This is a genomic window from Streptococcus sp. 27098_8_109 (assembly GCF_041432295.1).
Lineage (GTDB): Bacteria > Bacillota > Bacilli > Lactobacillales > Streptococcaceae > Streptococcus.
The window spans coordinates 61,189-80,288 of record NZ_JAPVZJ010000001.1 but is presented as its reverse complement, the minus strand read 5'-3'; the positions used below and the strand labels follow the sequence as shown (position 1 = coordinate 80,288).

The following is a 19,100-nucleotide window of genomic DNA, read 5'->3' as shown; positions in this document are numbered from 1 at the left end:
ATTACTTGCTTCTTTGCATTACCAAATAATCACACGCTCTTCTGGTGAACGCCACATACCGTCGCCTTCTTTGACATCATAGGTTGTAAAGAAATCATCAAAGTTTGGTACTTGTACATTGACACGGAGTTTGGCTGGTGCGTGCACATCGACGCTAGCCAAGAGTTTCATAAATTCTGGACGGCCTTTCATGCGCCAGATACGACCGAAGTTGTAGAAGAATTCTTCTGCTGAAAAGTCTGGTTCTCTCTTAGCTGCTTCAAGCGCTGCAGCGATTCCTCCCAAGTCAGCCACGTTTTCTGACACAGTCAGTTTACCGTTGATGGTTGCTCCATAAGAATCCTGTCCATCAAATTGGTCAATAACTTTTTGTGTTTTCTCCTTGAAGGCGGCATAGTCACTCTCTGTCCACCAATCCTTGAGACTACCATTTTCATCAAAGGAAGCTCCATTGGTATCAAAGGCGTGGGAAATTTCATGGGCAATAACTGCACCAATACCCCCGTAGTTAGCAGAAGATGACTGATGCAAGTCATAGAAAGGTGCTTGCAAAATGGCCGCTGGGAAGACAATCAGGTTCTTCTGTGGATTGTAGTAGGCATTGACCATATGAGCAGGCATGCCCCATTCCTTGTAGTCTACAGGTTGGTTCCACTTGCTCCAACTGTGTTTGATTTCCACACGCGCAAAGGCTAGAGCATTGTCAAAAAGACTAGCAGTCTCATCCACTACCTTGTCCTTATAGCGTGCTGGCAATTCTTCTGGGTAACCGATGTAAGGCTTGATAACATTGAGTTTGACGATGGCCTTGTCACGAGTTTCAGGAGTCAGCCAGTCATTTTTAGCCAAGCGTTCCTTATAGACATCAATCATAGTTGCCACTTTCTTCTCCACATCCGCCTTAGCTTCGGGAGAGAATTTTTCATGGGCATACCAGAGACCCAAGGCTTGTTTGAAAGGACCTTGTGCTAGCTGGTAGGCTGCCTTGACCTTGTCTTTGGCTTCTGGAACTCCTGAAAGCGCACGGCTATAGGCACCTGACAAGACACGGATTTCTTCTGTTAAATAGCTGGTTGAAAGATTCACAACACTCAAAATCAAGGTTGCCTTGAGGAGAGGCCAAGCTTCTTCACTATAGAATTGATCTGCTGCTTGCCAGAAACGTTCTTCGTCTACGATAACCTTGTCTGGCACTTGTCCAAGAACGGCTTGGAAGAAGTCTTCCAAAGGTAGGGAAGGCGCAAATTTCTTGAAATCTTCGTAAGCATATGGATGATAAAGTTTAGCATACTCTGAACTTTCTTCATTAGAAAGCACCACTGCTGCAATTCGGCGGTCCAATTCAAGTCTTTTCTCTAGCAAGTCTTCAATTTCTTCATCAGAGAAATCATAAGCCTTGAGGAGATTTGCGCTGGTTTCTTTCCAAAGAGTCAAGAGCTCTTCTCGCTGAGGATGGTCTTCTGCATAGTAGGTCGTGTCTGGCAAGATAGTTCCTGGAGCACTAGCCCAGAGAACATTGGTTCTGGCATCCATAAAGTCTGGCGATACACCAAAAGGAAGGAAATTAGGTTTTCCTGCGAGCTCAAACTCTGCTAGTTTAGCTGTAAAATCCGCAAAAGTCTCCAATTCTTGGAATTCTTTAAGGAGTGGTAAGACAGGTTTGATACCGTCAGCTTCTCTCTTGTCAAAATCACGAACTAGGTGGTGGTATTTGACAAAGTTTGCCAAGATAGCATCCTCAGGCACCTCTTCACCTGCCAACCACTTGTCTGTTGTCGCCAACATCAGGTCTTCAATTTCCTGGTCTAAATCAACAAAACCTCCTGTTTGAGACTTATCTGCTGGGATTTCAGCTGTCTTCTGCCATTCTCCATTGATTGCATCATAAAAATCATCTTGATAACGTGTCATCTTGTTCTCGCTTTCATTTGTATTTGTTTTTAGCTTAACAAAAATTGCTTGGGAATGCAATTAAAAATGAACTTTCCTTTTCCATCATTTTTCAGTTATTATTTTAATTTTTTCAAAAATTAACTTGACTTAATTTTTTTTTTAAGGTATATTAAGAGACAGGAGGAATACAACTGTATGATACGTATCGAAAACCTCAGTGTCTCCTACAAAGAAACGTTGGCACTTAAGGATATTTCACTAGTGCTCCAAGGACCAACAATTACCGGAATCATTGGTCCAAACGGTGCTGGAAAATCAACATTATTAAAAGGTATGCTGGGAATTATCCCTCATCAAGGTCAGGCATTTCTCGATGACAAGGAAGTTAAAAAATCCTTACATCGAATTGCCTATGTCGAACAAAAAATCAATATCGACTACAACTTTCCCATCAAGGTCAAGGAATGCGTCTCGCTAGGACTCTTTCCCTCTATCCCTCTCTTTCGCAGTTTAAACGCTAAACATTGGAGAAAAGTAGAGGAAGCCCTTGAAATCGTCGGCCTAGCTGACTACGCAGAACGGCAAATCAGTCAACTATCTGGAGGTCAGTTCCAGCGGGTTTTGATTGCCAGATGTTTGGTCCAGGAAGCCGATTATATCCTCTTGGATGAACCCTTTGTTGGGATTGACTCTGTCAGTGAGGAAATCATCATGAATACGCTGAGAGATTTGAAAAAAGCTGGGAAGACGGTTCTCATCGTCCACCACGATCTCAGCAAGGTTCCCCACTACTTCGATCAAGTCTTGCTTGTCAATCGAGAAGTGATTGCCTTTGGTCCAACCAAAGAAACCTTTACCGAAGCCAATCTCAAAGAAGCTTACGGTAATCGACTCTTTTTCAATGGAGGTGACCTATGATTGCAGAATTTATCGATGGATTGCAAAAATTCCATTTCTTACAAAATGCCTTGATAACAGCCATTGTCGTCGGGGTCGTAGCTGGAGCTGTAGGATGTTTCATCATTCTACGCGGGATGTCACTCATGGGAGATGCCATTTCACATGCTGTCTTGCCAGGTGTAGCCCTCTCCTTCATCTTGGGCGTTGACTTCTTTATCGGAGCCATTGTCTTTGGATTGCTAGCTGCTATCATCATTACCTACATCAAGGGGAACTCGATTATCAAAAGCGATACCGCCATCGGCATTACCTTTTCTTCTTTCTTAGCCCTCGGTATCATCTTGATTAGTGTCGCTAAAAGTTCAACTGACCTTTTCCATATCCTTTTTGGTAATATCCTAGCCGTCCAAGATACGGATATGTTTATTACTATGGGTGTTGGGGCAGTCATTCTCTTGTTAATCTGGATTTTCTTCAAGCAACTCTTGATAACTTCCTTTGATGAACTCTTGGCTAAAGCCATGGGAATGCCTGTCAATTTCTATCACTACCTTCTCATGGTACTCCTGACTCTCGTGTCTGTGACAGCCATGCAAAGTGTCGGAACTATCCTGATTGTAGCCATGCTGATTACCCCAGCTGCAACTGCTTATCTTTATGCTAATAGCCTGAAAAGCATGATTTTCCTTTCCTCAACCTTTGGAGCGATAGCTTCAGTTTTGGGACTCTTTATCGGTTATAGCTTTAACGTTGCGGCAGGTTCTAGTATCGTGCTCACAGCTGCTAGTTTCTTTCTCATTAGCTTCTTTATCGCTCCAAAACAACGATATTTGAAACTGAAAAATAAACATTTGTTAAAATAAGGGGCAAAACCCCAATAAATTGGAGGATCTAATGAAAAAATTAGGTACATTACTCGTTCTCTTTATTTCCGTCATCGCTCTTGTAGCATGTGCTAGTGGAAAAAAAGATGCAGCTTCTGGTCAAAAACTAAAAGTTGTTGCTACAAACTCAATCATCGCTGATATTACTAAAAATATTGCTGGTGACAAGATTGATCTTCACAGTATCGTTCCTGTTGGTCAAGACCCACACGAATACGAACCACTTCCTGAAGACGTTAAGAAAACTTCTGAGGCTGACCTCATTTTCTATAACGGTATCAACCTTGAAACAGGTGGCAATGCTTGGTTTACAAAATTGGTAGAAAATGCCAAGAAAACTGAAAACAAAGACTACTTTGCAGTCAGCGAAGGCGTTGATGTTATCTACCTTGAAGGTCAAAACGAAAAAGGCAAAGAAGACCCACACGCTTGGCTTAACCTTGAAAACGGTATGATCTTTGCTAAAAATATCGCAAAACAATTGAGCGCTAAAGACCCTAGCAACAAGGAATTCTACGAAAAAAATCTCAAAGAATATACTGATAAGCTAGACAAACTTGACAAGGAAGCTAAAGAGAAATTTAACAACATTCCTGCTGAGAAAAAACTCATCGTAACCAGCGAAGGATGCTTCAAATACTTCTCTAAAGCCTACGGTGTCCCAAGTGCCTATATTTGGGAAATCAATACTGAAGAAGAAGGAACTCCTGACCAAATCAAGACCTTGGTTGAAAAACTTCGCCAAACAAAAACTCCTTCCCTCTTTGTAGAATCAAGTGTGGATGACCGTCCAATGAAGACTGTCTCACAAGATACAAATATCCCAATCTACGCACAAATCTTTACTGACTCTATCGCAGAACAAGGTAAAGAAGGCGACAGCTACTACAACATGATGAAATACAACCTTGACAAGATTGCTGAAGGATTGGCAAAATAATACTCTGAAAAACGTCATTCTCACATGAGCTGACGTTTTTTTCTGCCCATATTTCCAGTCAAATCATTGGAAAATTCTGACCGTTTCAGCTAAAATGGAAGAAAAAAGATTGGAGTATCTTATGGTAACTTTCCTCGGAAATCCTGTGAGCTTTACAGGTAAACAACTACAAGTCGGCGACAAAGCACTTGATTTTTCACTCACTACAACAGACCTTTCTAAAAAATCTCTAGCTGATTTTGATGGCAAGAAAAAAGTCTTGAGTGTCGTGCCTTCTATCGATACAGGTATCTGCTCAACTCAAACGCGTCGTTTTAACCAAGAACTGGCTGGACTGGATAATACGGTTGTCTTGACTGTTTCCATGGACCTCCCTTTTGCTCAAAAACGTTGGTGCGGTGCTGAAGGTATTGAAAATGCCATCATGCTCTCAGACTATTTCGACCATTCCTTTGGACGTGATTACGCTCTCTTAATTAATGAATGGCACCTATTGGCACGCGCAGTCTTTGTCCTCGATACTGACAATACGATTCGCTACGTTGAATATGTGGACAATATCAATTCTGAACCAAACTTCGAAGCCGCAATTGCAGCCGCTAAAGCCCTATAGAAAAAATCCTCTGTCACAAAGAGTTCTCTACTCTTTGAAACGGAGGATTTTTGTTTACGAGTAAATACAAGTCCAATCTGATAAAAACAACTACCTTATACTGGAATCTAGCCACAGGTTACTCAAGACACTGCTTTGAGGTTGGAGATGGAAACTAACCTGATTTGAAAAGATTTTCGAAGAGTATTACTCTACAGATTTCAAGGCTTCAAGCATATCAACCTTTCTCAAATGATGATTAACGAAGAAACCAAGCAAGGTCAAAATGATGCTTACTGCTGCCACTGGGATTACATAGACTTCCCAGCCTACCTGTGGATAAAAGAGAATAGTCGCTGGTGAAATCATTTGAATCAAAAACTGGTGTAAATAGAAACCAGTTACGAGACCAAGGACGATTCCCACAAGGGACAACACAATCGTCTCACGGTAAATGTAGAGGGTGACTTCATTATTATGAAAACCGAGAACCTTGATAGTGGAGAGTTCACGGATTCTCTCAGCTACGTTGATGTTGGTCAGATTGTAGAGGATAACGATAGCCAATAGAACCGACACGATAACTAAGATGGTCATGGTCTGATTGAGGGAGCTAGCGACGGAGTCAAAGAGTCGAATGGCTGAAGCGTTCTGGACGACACTGGATACCGCAGATTGATTCATGAGTAAACCTGCCTGACTTTCGATACTAGACGCACTGGTATTCCTTAGCGAGACCAGATAAGTGTTGGCTTGGGGCACCTGTCCGTAAATTTGCTCATAGCTAGCCTGACTCATATAAATAAAGTGCCCAACGTAATTTTCAGCAATGGCAGCGACCTTTAGCTCCTTACCTTCAATTTCTAGAATCTGCCCAACCTTGACATCTGCCAACTGAGCAAGTTTAGCTGTAATAACGACGCCATCTTTTAATGTCAGCTCTTGCTGATGATGTTGCAAATGGATAAAGGGTGTCAAATCTTCCTTATCGGTCATCATAAGGGTAATTGTCTGAAGACCAGCCTTACCTTTGAAATCCTTGTCTAGCGTTTTAGAATAGATTTTCTGGTAGGCTTGGATGTCCTGCCCTTTCAACACTTCTTCTAGCTCTGCCTTGTCCTGATTGGTCGCACTAGGATTTTCAGAGACAATCATCTGATACTGTTGGATTTGTTGAAACTGTCTAGACGGAACTCCTGCTACAGAGGATTGGATTCCCAAACCTGCAAAGAGCAGAGCGACTGAACCTGCCACACCAAAGATCGTCATCAACATACGCTGCTTATAACGGAAGATATTGCGAGCAGTTACCTTATGAGTAAAACTGAGACGGCGCCAGATAAAACTGATGCGCTCTAGTAAGATTTTAGCTCCTTTAACAGGAGGTTTAGGCAGTAAAAGCTGGGCTGCTTCATCGTGAAGTTCCCTCCGAGCCACCAGATAGGCTGGTAACACACTCGCCAACCAACTCAAGACAAGAGCCAGTAAGCTATAGGTCCAATAGAACTGAATCTGGGTTTCTCCCACCACCATGCCTTTTGTAATAACACTTGAAATTACACTGGCTAGCAAATAATGACCAAGTATGCTACCTAGACCTGTTCCGACAGTCCCAGCTACTAGACCGTAAAGGAGAAACTTGGCGATAATATCCTTACTACGATAGCCTAAGGCCTTAAAAATCCCTGCATGAGTTCGCTCTTCATCCACAAAACGAGTCATAGTTGTAAAGGTCACCATGGCTGCTACGGCATAAAGCACTACAGGAAAGATATTGCCCACTGCCCGAATACTGGCTGAAGCATTGCTGTACATGAGGTAGCCCTGACCGCCAGGCATGGTCTGACGATTATAGACTTGATACTTGGGCTCAGCCAAATCATCCAAGACTTGCTGATGTTTTTCTAATTTTTCCTTTTCTTGAGCTAGATTCTGTTCAGCCTGCTTTAGTTTATCCTCTTCCTTGCCCAATTCCTGCTTAGCTTGGGTAAGTTGAGAACTAGCTTGCTCTCTCTGGGCTTGAGGAAGCAAGGCTAGTTGACTTTCCTGAGCCTGTAAACGAGCTTGAGCAACTGCTAAACGACGCTTGCCTTCCTGCAAATTAGTCTCAGCCTTATCAAGGGTCTCTTGTCCCTTATCGAGAGACTCTTGTCCTTCTTTTTTCAAGACTTGCAGACGTGCCTTACCATTATCTGATAGAGCTTGTTCAAGTTCTTCCTGATGTTTCTTGGATTTTTCTTCATAAGCTGATGAAAAAGCATTTAAGCCTGCTAAATCTTGATATTTCAAGCGTGCTATATTATAGACTTTTTGATCAAACTGGCTAGGTAAAATCACCCCGTAGGCTGTCAGAGTCCCACTTCCACTTCCTGCGTATCCCATATCTCGCTGAGAGAGGATTTCAGCCGAATCCACAAAACCAGTAATGGTAAAAGTATTGTCTTTTAAAGAGGAATGACCGCCTTCTTTTTCTTTAAAACTAATCTCCTGTCCTACACTGTATTGACCCTGCAAATGACTGGCCAAAGCAATTTCCTGGTCTGACTGCGGAAGTCGCCCCTCTCTTAACTGAAAGGTTGAAATTCGCTCTGGTTTGGAATATAGCCGAATGGCATCCTGCCCATTCTCCATAGCCACATCTGTCAAGTAGCCAAATTCAACCTCTGCGCCCTGCATCTGTTCTAGTTCTTTTTGATCTGTTTGATCCAAGCCATAGTTAGACATGACTGCCAAATCCAAGGTTTGAGCAGTTCTTAAATACTCATTGGCGGTCGCCTCCATATTGGGACTAGTCACTTTGAGACCGACTAAGGCTAAAGACCCCAACATCATCAAGGTCAAGATAGATAAAAAACGCCCCTTGGAGCCGCTGAAGGACTGAATCAAGTCCTTCCAATAAGTTTTTCGCTTGATCATGCTAATACTCCAAACTGTCAATATCCTGAGGATGCTGGTTGATCACCACATCCTTGACACCGGCATCGTGCATATGAATCACACGATCAGCAATGGGCGCCAAAGCTCCATTATGAGTCACGATGATCACCGTCGTTCCCTTTTGACGAGACATATCTTGGAGAATTTTCAAGACTTGCTTGCCCGTCTGATAATCCAAGGCACCTGTCGGTTCGTCACAAAGGAGAATTTTAGGATTTTTGGCTACCGCGCGTGCAATGGAGACTCTCTGTTGCTCCCCTCCAGAAAGCTGGGCTGGAAAGTTATTGAGACGATGAGCCAGACCTACATCTGTCAAGACCTGTTCAGGATTCAAGGCATCTGTCACGATTTCTGAAGCCAACTCCACATTTTCCTTAGCGGTTAGATTGGAAACTAGATTATAAAACTGAAAAACAAAACCGACATCATTTCTACGATAATTGGTCCTCTGGTGGGAACTATAATCTGCAATATTAACACCATCTATCCAGATTTCCCCCTCATCATTGGTATCCATTCCCCCAAGAAGGTTAAGAACCGTTGACTTGCCTGCACCAGATGCACCTAGAATAATAACCAATTCACCCTTTTCAATCTCAAAATTCACATCACGATTGGCCACAATCTCCGTGTCCCCAACCTGATAACGCTTGTAACAGTGTTTCATCTCAATATAAGCCATAAGCCCCACCCTCTCTCAAACAAATTATACTACTCGAAAATCTCTTCAAACCACGTCAGCTTCCATCTGCAACCTCAAAACACTGTTTTGAGCAACCTGCGGCTAGCTTCCTAGTTTGCTCTTTGATTTTCATTGAGTATTACTTCCTATTACCATTATAACGCTTTTTCAACTAGTTGGAAACTGCTTACATTCTCAAATCCTTATTAAAAGGCAGTCTCAAACTACTGCCTTCTATCACCTTCTTAAAAATAAAATTGAACAAGATCACCTTCTGCTGTTGCCACCGAAATACAATCTTTCCCCATGCATTTCGCTTTTATTTTTTCTTTATCCAATTTAATCACACTCTTCTCAATACCTGGATAAGAGACTCGCAATTCTCCCCCACTTCTTGATAAAATGGTCAACTGTAAGAGTTTTTTATCCGCCCACCTCATGCTAACTTCAAAATGTCCACGTGCCATTAAGCCTGAAACGGAACCTGTTGACCATGCATCGGGTAGGGCGGCTAGAGGTACCAGATAAGCTGTATGAGACTGGAGTAACATTTCTGCCATTCCACTAGTAGCACCAAAATTACCATCTATCTGAAAAGGAGGGTGACTACACCAAAGATTTTGTAAGGTGGATGACTTTAACTGCTCTGCTAATAATTTATGGGCTCGATTGCCATCTCCTAGACGCGCCCAAAGATTGATCTTATTTGCCTTGGACCAACCTGTGCCGCCATCTCCACGATCATTGAGGCTAGCACGCGCCGCTTCAAGATACTCTTGTCCCTTGTAGCTAAAGAGATTGCCAGGATAGAGTCCCACTAGATGGGAAGCGTGCCGATGCTGGGCCTCCACTTTCTCATTTTGAAAATACTGCTCTTCCTCCTCATACCACTCCCTGATTCGACCAGATTGAGTGATTTGCAAAGGATTTAGTAAATCAAATTTCTCCTTGACTTCAGTCAACAAGTCCTCATCCAGACCCAATTCCTGAGCAGCCTGAATAAAATCATGAAATAACTGCCAAATCAGAGATTGGTCATAGGTATTGCCAATCGAAATCGGACCATGTTCTGGGGAATAAGACGGAGAGGACACCCAACGTTGCGCCTGCTGATCCTCATGTAAAAAATCATTCCAAAAACGAACCGTTTCCCTCAACATGGGATAAATTTTCTCCCTGAGATAGTCTTGGTCCCTATAAAATGAATAGGCTTCATAAACGGTTTGCATCATCCACGCATTGGCAGCTGGAGACCAACCCCAATAGTAATCCCAACCAGGTGCCGTCCAGCCAAAAGGAGTCGCTTGGGTATGTACCAACCAACCATTCTCCTCTCCTTCCCGAGAGACGATTCCTGCGTACCTTGCAGCCGCTAGACGACCATAAACACGCAAATCATCGATATAGTTGATGACCGGAAAAGCCGTCTCTAGGAGATTGGTAACATAGGCTGGCCAATAATTCATCTGCAGATTGATATTCAGGTGATAGTCCGAATTCCAAGGAGGATTGTCGACTGCATTCCAGACCCCTTGCAGGTTAGCTGGTAGAGCATCTGGACAATCTCTGGAAGAGCTGATCAATAAATACCGTCCATACTGGAAGAACAACTCCTCCAAAGCCTGCCCCGCTTGTGGCTTATAATTTTTTAGCAAATCATCTGTAGTGGATGTGTCAACATCATACCCCAAATCCAATTGAACACGCTGGAATAAGGCTTGGTAGTCCTGAATATGCCTTGATTTCAATTGGGCATAGCCCTTTTCTTTAGCTATCTCCACCAAGTCCTTAACCTGTTTCTCTAAATCTATTTTCTTGCGATAATTACTAGCAGGATTTTGGGCAAAATCAGTCTTAGCAGCCAAGAAAAGATTGGCATAACTGGCTCCTGATATCTGAGCCTTATCTGACCAAACTCTAATATCCCCATCTGTTTCCCAAGCTAAACAGCTAGCAAACTGCAGGTCATTGTCCTTAACTCTTCCCTTCATCAAGATATAAGAATCAGTAATATCCAACTTGCATTCCTTGTAATCAGATTTCTCCTGCTCATACTTTCCATCAGAAGCCAAATCACGACTTAGCGACAGTTCTATAGTAAAATCTAGAGTTTCCGCCCCTTCCTTAGTAAAGCGCTGAACCAAGAGATCATATGGAAAACTCGCAAAAGCTTCACGTTCAAATTTCGTTCCCTTATAGACATAAGAAGTCGTCGCAAGCGCCTTACTGATATTCAGCTGTCTCTGGTAATCCGTTACCTGAGACAAAGTCTTTCCTTGCTTGCTAAACTCAATGTGAATATCCCCAAAGGATAGATAGGTCCCATATTGACTCGTTTTTGGCCCGATCAGGTGCTGTTCAGCCAGTTCCTTAGCCCGATTGTAATCTCTCTTTTCCAAAGCCTGCCGAATCTCAGCTAAAAAACCATACTGGTCCTGAAGATTTCCACCCTGATAATCGGAACTATCAGGAAGTGGACCACCAGACCAGAGACTTTTTTCATTAAATTGAATCCTCTCAGCCCCTATAATCCCAAATACTTTTGCCCCTAAAGAACCATTGCCTATTGGTAAAGCCTCTTCTTCCCAACCCTTATATGTTGTTGAAGCTGGTCTCTTGTAGGCCAATACATAATCTTGTTTTTTATTCCTTATCATACTACCATACTAACATAAAAAGCCTAGAAATCAATTCTAGACTTACAATTTTTTATTTTCCAAGGTAGTATTCAGAAACTACGTTCAATTTTTCGTCGAATTCGAATACCAATGGTGGGAAGTTAGGGATTTCCACGTCCATGATTTCGTCATCTGACAAACCTTTGATGTGTTTTACAAGGGCACGGATTGAGTTACCGTGAGCTCCTACGAATACGTTTTTACCATCTTTAAGAGCTGGAGCGATTTTATCTTCCCAGAATGGAAGGGCACGTTCCAAAGTCACTTTCAAGTTTTCAGCATCTGGAATAACTGAATCGTCAAGTGAAGCGTAACGACGGTCTGTGTGAGCTGAGTGCTCATCATCACGATCCATGTTTGGAGGCAATACATCGTATGAACGACGCCAGATGTGAACTTGCTCATCACCAAATTGTTCAGCAGCTTCAGCTTTGTTTTTACCAGTTAAACCACCGTAGTGACGTTCGTTCAAACGCCATGATTTTTCAACTGGAACCCACAATTGGTCAGAAGCTTCAAGAGCCAAGTTAGTTGTTTTGATCGCACGTTTCAATACTGAAGTATAAGCTTGGTCAAATTCGATACCAGCTTCTTTGATCAATTTACCAGCGTCAATCGCTTGTTGTGTACCTTTTTCAGACAAATCAACATCAGCCCAACCAGTGAAAAGGTTAGCTTTGTTCCATTCAGACTCACCGTGGCGAGCAAAAACCAATTTTACCATTAGATGGATTCTCCTTTAAATTTTCCGAGGTTTTCCCTCGTTTATCTATTATTTTACACAATTTTTCACAAAAAAGCTAGTCAAAACCAAAAAGGAACCGACTGTTTGGCAGTGGGATTGCTTTGAACAAGATCAGTAAATATATGAGAAGAAATTTCCATTTCACCCTTGCTAATCTCTTTTCTTTTTGTTAGAATGATGTCAAAAAATAAAGAAGGTTAACATTATGCCACAACATCTCTTTAAAGAATTGGCTCAACTAGAGCAAGTAGAAGCTCTAGTTCTAGGAGGTTCACGGGCCGGACAAGATTTTGACAAAGACTCTGATTATGATGTATATGTCTACCTCAGTGCTCCCCTCTCGCCAGACATCAGAGAAGAAATCCTCAGTAAATACTGCTCCTATATGGAAATCGGTAATCAATTTTGGGAATTGGAAGACGATTGTGTTCTCAATAATGGTATCGAAATCGAGCTGATTTACCGCTCTTTAGACGAATTTGACAAAGATTTACAAGCCGTAGTTTTAGAGCACCAAGCCCAGAATTCTTACACTACTTGTATGTGGTACAATCTACTCAACAGCAAGATTCTCTACGATCGAGATGGTCACTATGCTGCCCTCCAGAAAAAGTACAATCTTCCTTATCCAGCTGAGCTGAAAAAGAATATCATCAACAAGCAATTCCTGCTTCTCGACCAAGCTATGCCAGCTTTTTCAAGACAAATCAAAAAAGCTCTCAAACGCCAAGACTTACTCAGCATCAATCACCGCAGTAGCGAGTTTTTCGCTTCTTATTTCGATTTGCTCTTTGTCTTCAATGAGCAAATCCATCCAGGAGAAAAACGCATGCTCCAGTACGCAAAAAACAATTGCTCTCATCTACCTCAAAATTTTGAAAACGATATTCAAGACTACTTTCAAAATCTCTACCAACTAGATCACCAGCAGAAAACAGTCCTAACTTTGGAGCATCTCCTATCAAATCTTAAACATTTGATTGATGAATCCATTTAGAACACCAACAGATAAAAGCTCATGAAATCTACTTTTCAGATGATTCATGAGCTTTTTAAATTTCCATAATATATAACGATTTAAAGTTATACTAAATGAAAATCAAAAAGCAAACTAGGAAGCTAGTCGCAAGCTGTGCTGAAGTACAGTGAGGCGACATTGACGTAGTTTGAAGAGATTTTCGAAAAGTATTAATTGAAACAAGAAAACGACAATAAACTTCTAACATGATAAAAACGCATCGTATCAGGTGTTCAAAACCTTGATACAATGCGCTTTATAGTCTATAAGATTAGTTGTCTTTTCTTCTCAAATTGAGTTTTGCCTAGACTTTTCAACCTTATTTCTCTTCAAATCCTTCTGCTACTGCTTCCGCAAAGTTTTCTTCTACGATGCTTGCACAGTGGTCACAGATGACTGCGTGGTAGCTACGTTCTGCTGTTGTTGGGTCGATACGACGGCAACGGTCACACACATCACCTGCAGCGCGTTCTACTGTGAAGGCTACATCTTCGAAGCTAACAGCAGCTTCTGGAGCTGGTCCTTCTGCGATAGTCAAGTCTGACACGATTAAAAGTTGAGCCACATTGCTGTTTACTGCTTCGAGTAGAGTTTTCACCACTTCATTTGGGTAAACTGTCAAGTGTGCTTCAAGTGATTTACCGATAACTTTGGCATTACGAGCCTCTTCCAAGGCTTTTTGAGCTTGTCCACGGAAGTCCATGAAGGCTGCCCATGTATCCAAGATTTCTTCTTGATTAGCAAAAGTTTGTGCTTCTGGCAATTCTGACAATTGAACGAAGTCTTCTGCTTCAAACTCAAGGTATGACCAGATTTCCTCTGCTGTATGAGGAAGGATTGGTGTCAAGAGTTTGGTGATTTTCACAAGAATGTCATAGAAGACAGTCTGCATTTGACGGCGTTCCAGTGATTTGGCACCTTCGATGTAAACAACATCTTTAGCAAAATCAAGGTAGAATGCTGACAAGTCAACGTTGATAAAGTTCACTAGTGCTTTATAGATTGTCAAGAATTCAAAGTTTGCATAAGCATCACGAATGGTCTTGACAAGCTGGTTAAAGCGAATCGTCATGTACTTATCAACTGAACGAAGTTCATCGTAAGCGACTGCATCTTGAGCTGGGTTAAAATCAGAGGTATTGGCAATCAAGAAACGAAGAGTGTTACGGATCTTACGGTAAGTTTCAGAGACTTGGCTTAAGATATCCATAGAGATACGCACGTCGTTGCTTGAGTCTACACTTGTTACCCAAAGACGCAAGATTTCTGCACCAAATTGTTTTTCAACATCACTTGGAGCAATGGTATTTCCAAGAGATTTAGACATCTTCTCACCTTTACCATCAAGGGCAAAACCTTGTGACAGAATTTGTTTGTAAGGTGCTACGCCATGGTTGGCAACAGATGTGATGAGTGATGAGTTGAACCAACCACGGTATTGATCAGAACCTTCTAGGTAAAGGTCTGCTGGGTAAGTTAACTCAGGACGGTTTACCACAACTCCATTCCATGATGAACCTGAGTCAAACCAAACGTCCATGATATCAGTTTCTTTTTTGAACTCGCCATTTGGTGAACCTGGATGAGTAAATCCTTCTGGCAAGAGGTCCTTAGCATCACGTTCCCACCAAATGCTTGAACCATGTTCCTCAAAGAGTTGAGCCACGTGTTCAATAGTTTCAGCAGTCATGATCGCTGTACCGTCTTCAGCGTAGAAGATAGGAAGTGGAACACCCCAAGCACGTTGACGAGAGATAACCCAGTCGCCACGGTCACGAATCATATTGTAAAGACGGACTTTACCCCATTCTGAGTGGAATTTCACTTTTTCAATTTCATCCAAGATTTCTTGGCGGAATTTAGAAACTGAGGCAAACCATTGTGGTACTGCACGCCAGATGATTGGTTTCTTAGTACGCCAGTCAAATGGGTATGAGTGAGAGATTTCTTCTTGGGCAAGAAGGAGGTTACCAAGTTTCTCGATAACAGTTGGAACTACCTTTTCATAGAATTGACCTTCAAACTCAGGACCAGCATTCTTCATCATGATACCACGTTCGTCAACAGTCACTGCGACTTCAAGACCATTAGCAATACCGACATTGTAGTCATCCTCACCAAAACCAGGGGCTGTGTGGACGATACCTGTACCAGAATCAGTTGTAACGTGGTCACCAAGAATAACCAATTCATCTACAGCTGTATCCCATGGGTGTTCTGTTACGATATGGTTGAGTTCTTGACCACGGTAAGTTGCCAAAACTTGAACATCAGCCCAACCAAATTTCTCAGACAAGCTAGTCAATAATTCTGCAGCAACCACAAACTTACGAGCTTCACCAGCAGGTTGAACCAAAACGTAATCAATATCTGCACCAACAGTCAAACCACGAGAAGCTGTGATGGTAAATGGAGTTGTTGTCCAAACTACGATATAAGTATCTGTATCTAGAACACCTTTGCCATCTTTTACCTTGTTGGCATAGTAAAGGGAAGTTGAAACCAAATCATGGTATTCAATCTCTGCTTCAGCAAGAGCCGACTCAGATGACCAAGACCAGTAAACTGGCTTAGCACCACGGTAGATATAACCTTTATTAGCCATCTCACCAAATACACGGATTTGAGCTGCTTCATAGTCAGGAGTCAAAGTCACATATGGATTTTCCCAGTCACCAGAAACACCCAAACGTTTAAAGTCTTCACGTTGTTTATCTACTTGAGAAAGAGCATATTCACGGCAAAGTTTCAAGTACTCAACCAAGTCCATTTCTTTGCGTTTGATACCTTGTTTTGCCAAAACTTGCTCGATTGGCAGACCATGTGTATCCCAACCTGGAATATAAGGAGCATAAAATCCTGACATAGACTTAGAACGAACAATGATATCTTTTGAAATCTTGTTCATAGCGTGTCCAACGTGAATATTTCCGTTCGCGTATGGAGGACCATCATGCAAGGTGAAATGAGGTTTTCCTTGGTTCAATTCTTGACGACGTTGATAAAGTTTTGCATCTTCCCATTCCTTTTGCCAAACTGGCTCTTTGGTAGGAAGGCCTGCACGCATTGGGAAAGCTGTTTTCCCAAGGTTAAGGGTATCTTTGAGTTTCATGGTATCTCCTTTATAAATAATAACAAATTAAAAACCACGACTTCCAAAAAGGACGAAAATCGTGGTACCACCTTTATTCGAAAAAAGACTCAGCTTTTTTCCTCTTATCCCGTAACGTGGGGAACGTCAAATCTTACTTCATTCAGACTTGATTGTTTGAGAGGATAATCTTATCATTAGGGAATGCAGGACTCACACCATCTCCTGCTCGCTGGAAATATAAGGATAAGATATTGTTCTCAGATTATTTCTTATAAAATTGTAACAGATTCTTGCGGTGCTGCAAAACCTGGTTCTGAGTTTACAGCTTCAGTAGCTGGTGTTGGTCCTGAGTAATGGCTTGGAGCTACTTCTGGCTCTTCATACATTGGACCAACTGGATGAGCTGGACTTTCTTCAACAACCGGAGCTGGTGAAACCAATTGTTCTTGCTCAGCTCTAGCTTCGGCTTCCGCAAGTTCCTTATTAGCTGCTTCGATACGCGCTTGCAACTCTGCCATTTCCTCGGGAGAAAACTGACGAGTAATATCAATTGGTTCTTCCTCTTGATGTTGTTGTAAGACAGAATCACCTAAGACTTCACTTACCACTTCTTTGAAGGCTTCATCACTTGTTTGAAGATAAGTCGCTGTTGGACGAAGAATGTCTTCCCAATCTGAAGATTCAACAATTGCTAACTGGCTCTCAATTGTAGATTTGAGACGTTGATGGAAAACACGGCTCTTGTTCTTCAATTCTTCTGTTTCAACAGCAACTTTCTTAGCATTATCAGTTGCTTGACGAAGAATTTCATTTGCCTTGTACTTAGCTTCTTCCAACAAACGTTGTGCATCCTGCTCTGCTTGTTGGATAATATTGTTTGAGCGTTCAGTTGCAGCTTGTTTTACTCGTTCAGCTGTATCTTGTGCAATCAATACAGACTGGCTCAATGAATCTTTCATCTCATCAAAGTAAGACAAACGCTCTTCCAAACTCTTAATATGTAAATCCTTATCATGATTAGAGCGAACCAAATCTTCATAATCACGGACTACAATATCTAAAAATTCATCTACTTCTTCTTGATCAAACCCTCTAAAGCGTGTGCTAAAGGTTTTATCTTTGATTTCTAACGATGTAATTGGCATAATTTTCCTCACTTACTTAATAACAATTGGACCGTTAATTTCTTTTTATCTTTTTTTGTTTGCCCATTATCCCTAACAAGTTTCAATCGACCAAATTTCCTTACACTAATCAAATCACCAACTTGAACTGCATAATCTGATTTTTCAACTAAATGGTAATTGACTTGAACTGCCTGCTTTTCAATTAACTGATTTGCCTGATTTCTAGAGAGCTTGAAGACCCCAGCTAGAAAAACATCTAACCTAGAACTAGCTATACAAATATCTAATTCTTGATAGTCCTCCACTGTATCAATCTTCTCAGTAAAATCCCGTTCTTCTAGACGAACCGGTAGACGAGCAATTTTCGTAATACCGTCTTGAAAAAGGAGAGTAAACTGTCGATTAATGATAATCTGGGCTCTCTCTTCGTTGACTAAGATATCACCAAATAGCTTCCTATCAATTCCCAGCTGATTTAAAACAGTCCCTAATATTTTTGCATGCGTTAGGCGTTCAAACTTATTAGGATAGACTATTTCTTGCAAGGATAGTTCAAAATCAGAGAATTCCGGCTCAAAATAATCAGGATACAGGAGTACCCGTACATATTCAGTTTCAAGAAACTGCCGACTGCTCATGTAGGAGATGCCGTTGGTTGATGCTAGCACCTTTAAAATCTTTTCTTGATGGGGATTTACAAAAGGTGTTAAAAAAGGAGAATAAGAATCTTCTACCTTTTTTATCCATTCTAATCCCTTATCAATAAAAGACGAATCATTCTTAGAAAAGTGTTGATAAATCATCTTGTTCATAGAAAGATCACTAAAAGTCGAATCAACTGTTCCCCTAGGAAGTGAACTAGTAATACCGCAATCCAGACAGACAAGTCAAGACCTGCAATCTGGAGGGGCAAACGTTGCAAGGGAGCTATTATCGGTTTCACTAAACTAATAATCAAGCGTCCAAGACGTGATTCATAAGCATTAGGAAACCAAGACATCAGAGCAAACACGATTAAAATCAGTGAATAGATATCCACTGCATTTTGAACAAAACGAATGAGAAAGATCATTATCTCACTCTCGTACGTTTCATATCAAAGCCAAATTCACCATTTTGTGATTCATCTGGAATTTTGATGTCTTCAATATTGACGACAACATCAACTGGTGTCAGCAGGTACATAGTAGATGCTACCTTTTTCATGTTACCAGCTAAAACGTGACGCGCCCCATCCAGATAGTCCAAACAACGACGTGCTTGAACTTCTGTCATATATTGGAAATCAATCAAAATACTTTCGTTACCAGCTAATAAATCAACAATATCTGTGGCATCTTCGTATTTACGTGGATAACGAACATCAATTGTCACCTTATCAGTAGAACGTTGACTTTGCATAGCCAACTCTTGTTGACGGGCATGAAGACGAGTGATGTTTTTATCTTTAGATGGCGTGCTAGCAGCTTGTTGAGGCAACTCTTGAACAGAAGGGACTGGAGTTACAATCGGCTCTTCAGCTTTAGGCTGATATGCATTACCAACATCTTCTCCATCTTCTGTAAAATAATCTATAAATTTATCAAATCTATCTTTTAAAGACATATTTC

General features: G+C 41.5%; 15 protein-coding genes. 5 read left to right on the top strand and 10 right to left on the bottom strand.

Going from position 1 to position 19,100, the window contains the following annotated elements:
* Positions 1-18: 18 nt before the first annotated feature.
* A complete protein-coding gene (gene pepO, locus O3664_RS00400; protein ID WP_371613462.1) occupies positions 19-1,911 on the bottom strand; it encodes an endopeptidase PepO in 1,893 nt (630 codons plus the stop codon).
* A 177-nt stretch (positions 1,912-2,088) separates the two neighbouring features.
* Here pepO and O3664_RS00395 point away from each other — a divergent pair, with 177 nt between their 5' ends.
* From O3664_RS00395 to tpx, 4 genes are all read left to right on the top strand, one after another.
* Positions 2,089-2,811, top strand: coding sequence for a metal ABC transporter ATP-binding protein (locus O3664_RS00395; protein WP_064276573.1), 723 nt, complete (start codon positions 2,089-2,091; stop codon positions 2,809-2,811).
* Positions 2,808-3,656, top strand: coding sequence for a metal ABC transporter permease (locus O3664_RS00390; RefSeq protein ID WP_049500957.1), 849 nt, complete (start codon positions 2,808-2,810; stop codon positions 3,654-3,656). The genes O3664_RS00395 and O3664_RS00390 overlap by 4 nt, the downstream gene beginning before the upstream one ends.
* A 31-nt stretch (positions 3,657-3,687) precedes the next feature.
* Positions 3,688-4,617, top strand: a complete 930-nt coding sequence (gene psaA, locus O3664_RS00385) for a metal ABC transporter substrate-binding lipoprotein/adhesin PsaA (RefSeq protein ID WP_023946178.1) — start codon at positions 3,688-3,690, stop codon at positions 4,615-4,617.
* A gap of 121 nt (positions 4,618-4,738) precedes the next feature.
* Positions 4,739-5,230: a thiol peroxidase gene (gene tpx, locus O3664_RS00380; RefSeq protein WP_033686889.1), complete on the top strand. Its 492-nt coding sequence runs from the start codon at positions 4,739-4,741 to the stop codon at positions 5,228-5,230.
* Between the two features lie 186 nt (positions 5,231-5,416).
* On the opposite strand, the gene O3664_RS00375 is transcribed toward tpx, so the two are convergent.
* The 4 genes from O3664_RS00375 to O3664_RS00360 all read right to left on the bottom strand — a co-directional run bounded on the left by O3664_RS00375 (position 5,417) and on the right by O3664_RS00360 (position 12,230).
* Entirely contained in the window at positions 5,417-8,125 is a 2,709-nt protein-coding gene (locus O3664_RS00375; protein ID WP_371613461.1) for an FtsX-like permease family protein, read from the bottom strand.
* 1 nt (position 8,126) lies between these two features.
* Positions 8,127-8,828 (bottom strand): ABC transporter ATP-binding protein, encoded by a 702-nt coding sequence (locus tag O3664_RS00370; RefSeq protein ID WP_371613460.1) that lies wholly within the window; start codon positions 8,826-8,828, stop codon positions 8,127-8,129.
* A 245-nt stretch (positions 8,829-9,073) separates the two neighbouring features.
* Entirely contained in the window at positions 9,074-11,485 is a 2,412-nt protein-coding gene (locus O3664_RS00365) for a glycoside hydrolase N-terminal domain-containing protein (RefSeq protein WP_371613459.1), read from the bottom strand.
* Positions 11,486-11,537: 52 nt separating this feature from the next.
* Entirely contained in the window at positions 11,538-12,230 is a 693-nt protein-coding gene (locus O3664_RS00360; protein ID WP_000240129.1) for a phosphoglycerate mutase, read from the bottom strand.
* A 226-nt stretch (positions 12,231-12,456) separates the two neighbouring features.
* Between O3664_RS00360 and O3664_RS00355 the strand changes: the two genes are divergently transcribed.
* Positions 12,457-13,248 carry a DUF4037 domain-containing protein gene (locus O3664_RS00355; RefSeq protein WP_371613458.1) on the top strand — a complete coding sequence of 264 codons (792 nt, stop codon included), beginning with the start codon at positions 12,457-12,459 and terminating at the stop codon, positions 13,246-13,248.
* A 340-nt stretch (positions 13,249-13,588) separates the two neighbouring features.
* Here the strand turns inward: O3664_RS00355 and ileS are convergent, their stop codons facing one another.
* The 5 genes from ileS to O3664_RS00330 form a co-directional block, all read right to left on the bottom strand.
* The gene (gene ileS / locus O3664_RS00350; RefSeq protein WP_371613457.1) at positions 13,589-16,381 is read right to left on the bottom strand and encodes an isoleucine--tRNA ligase; all 2,793 of its coding nucleotides are present in this window, start codon (positions 16,379-16,381) and stop codon (positions 13,589-13,591) included.
* Between the two features lie 251 nt (positions 16,382-16,632).
* Positions 16,633-17,508, bottom strand: coding sequence for a DivIVA domain-containing protein (locus tag O3664_RS00345; RefSeq protein ID WP_001123210.1), 876 nt, complete (start codon positions 17,506-17,508; stop codon positions 16,633-16,635).
* An 8-nt stretch (positions 17,509-17,516) separates the two neighbouring features.
* Complete coding sequence (locus tag O3664_RS00340; RefSeq protein ID WP_371613456.1) at positions 17,517-18,302, bottom strand: RNA-binding protein; 786 nt, start codon at positions 18,300-18,302, stop codon at positions 17,517-17,519.
* The gene (locus O3664_RS00335) at positions 18,299-18,562 is read right to left on the bottom strand and encodes a YggT family protein (RefSeq protein ID WP_004257761.1); all 264 of its coding nucleotides are present in this window, start codon (positions 18,560-18,562) and stop codon (positions 18,299-18,301) included. The genes O3664_RS00340 and O3664_RS00335 overlap by 4 nt, the downstream gene beginning before the upstream one ends.
* Entirely contained in the window at positions 18,562-19,095 is a 534-nt protein-coding gene (locus O3664_RS00330) for a cell division protein SepF (protein WP_371613455.1), read from the bottom strand. The genes O3664_RS00335 and O3664_RS00330 overlap by 1 nt, the downstream gene beginning before the upstream one ends.
* Positions 19,096-19,100: the final 5 nt, after the last annotated feature.

What these genes read in the sequence shown, in the direction of transcription:
- psaA (WP_023946178.1), top strand. Translation starts at nt 3,688, where the DNA reads ATGAAAAAATTAGGTACATTACTCGTTCTCTTTATTTCCGTCATCGCT.
- ileS (WP_371613457.1), bottom strand. Translation starts at nt 16,381, where the DNA reads ATGAAACTCAAAGATACCCTTAACCTTGGGAAAACAGCTTTCCCAATG.
- O3664_RS00365 (WP_371613459.1), bottom strand. Translation starts at nt 11,485, where the DNA reads ATGATAAGGAATAAAAAACAAGATTATGTATTGGCCTACAAGAGACCA.
- pepO (WP_371613462.1), bottom strand. Translation starts at nt 1,911, where the DNA reads ATGACACGTTATCAAGATGATTTTTATGATGCAATCAATGGAGAATGG.
- O3664_RS00375 (WP_371613461.1), bottom strand. Translation starts at nt 8,125, where the DNA reads ATGATCAAGCGAAAAACTTATTGGAAGGACTTGATTCAGTCCTTCAGC.
- O3664_RS00345 (WP_001123210.1), bottom strand. Translation starts at nt 17,508, where the DNA reads ATGCCAATTACATCGTTAGAAATCAAAGATAAAACCTTTAGCACACGC.
- O3664_RS00330 (WP_371613455.1), bottom strand. Translation starts at nt 19,095, where the DNA reads ATGTCTTTAAAAGATAGATTTGATAAATTTATAGATTATTTTACAGAA.
- tpx (WP_033686889.1), top strand. Translation starts at nt 4,739, where the DNA reads ATGGTAACTTTCCTCGGAAATCCTGTGAGCTTTACAGGTAAACAACTA.
- O3664_RS00335 (WP_004257761.1), bottom strand. Translation starts at nt 18,562, where the DNA reads ATGATCTTTCTCATTCGTTTTGTTCAAAATGCAGTGGATATCTATTCA.
- O3664_RS00340 (WP_371613456.1), bottom strand. Translation starts at nt 18,302, where the DNA reads ATGAACAAGATGATTTATCAACACTTTTCTAAGAATGATTCGTCTTTT.
- O3664_RS00395 (WP_064276573.1), top strand. Translation starts at nt 2,089, where the DNA reads ATGATACGTATCGAAAACCTCAGTGTCTCCTACAAAGAAACGTTGGCA.
- O3664_RS00360 (WP_000240129.1), bottom strand. Translation starts at nt 12,230, where the DNA reads ATGGTAAAATTGGTTTTTGCTCGCCACGGTGAGTCTGAATGGAACAAA.
- O3664_RS00355 (WP_371613458.1), top strand. Translation starts at nt 12,457, where the DNA reads ATGCCACAACATCTCTTTAAAGAATTGGCTCAACTAGAGCAAGTAGAA.
- O3664_RS00370 (WP_371613460.1), bottom strand. Translation starts at nt 8,828, where the DNA reads ATGGCTTATATTGAGATGAAACACTGTTACAAGCGTTATCAGGTTGGG.
- O3664_RS00390 (WP_049500957.1), top strand. Translation starts at nt 2,808, where the DNA reads ATGATTGCAGAATTTATCGATGGATTGCAAAAATTCCATTTCTTACAA.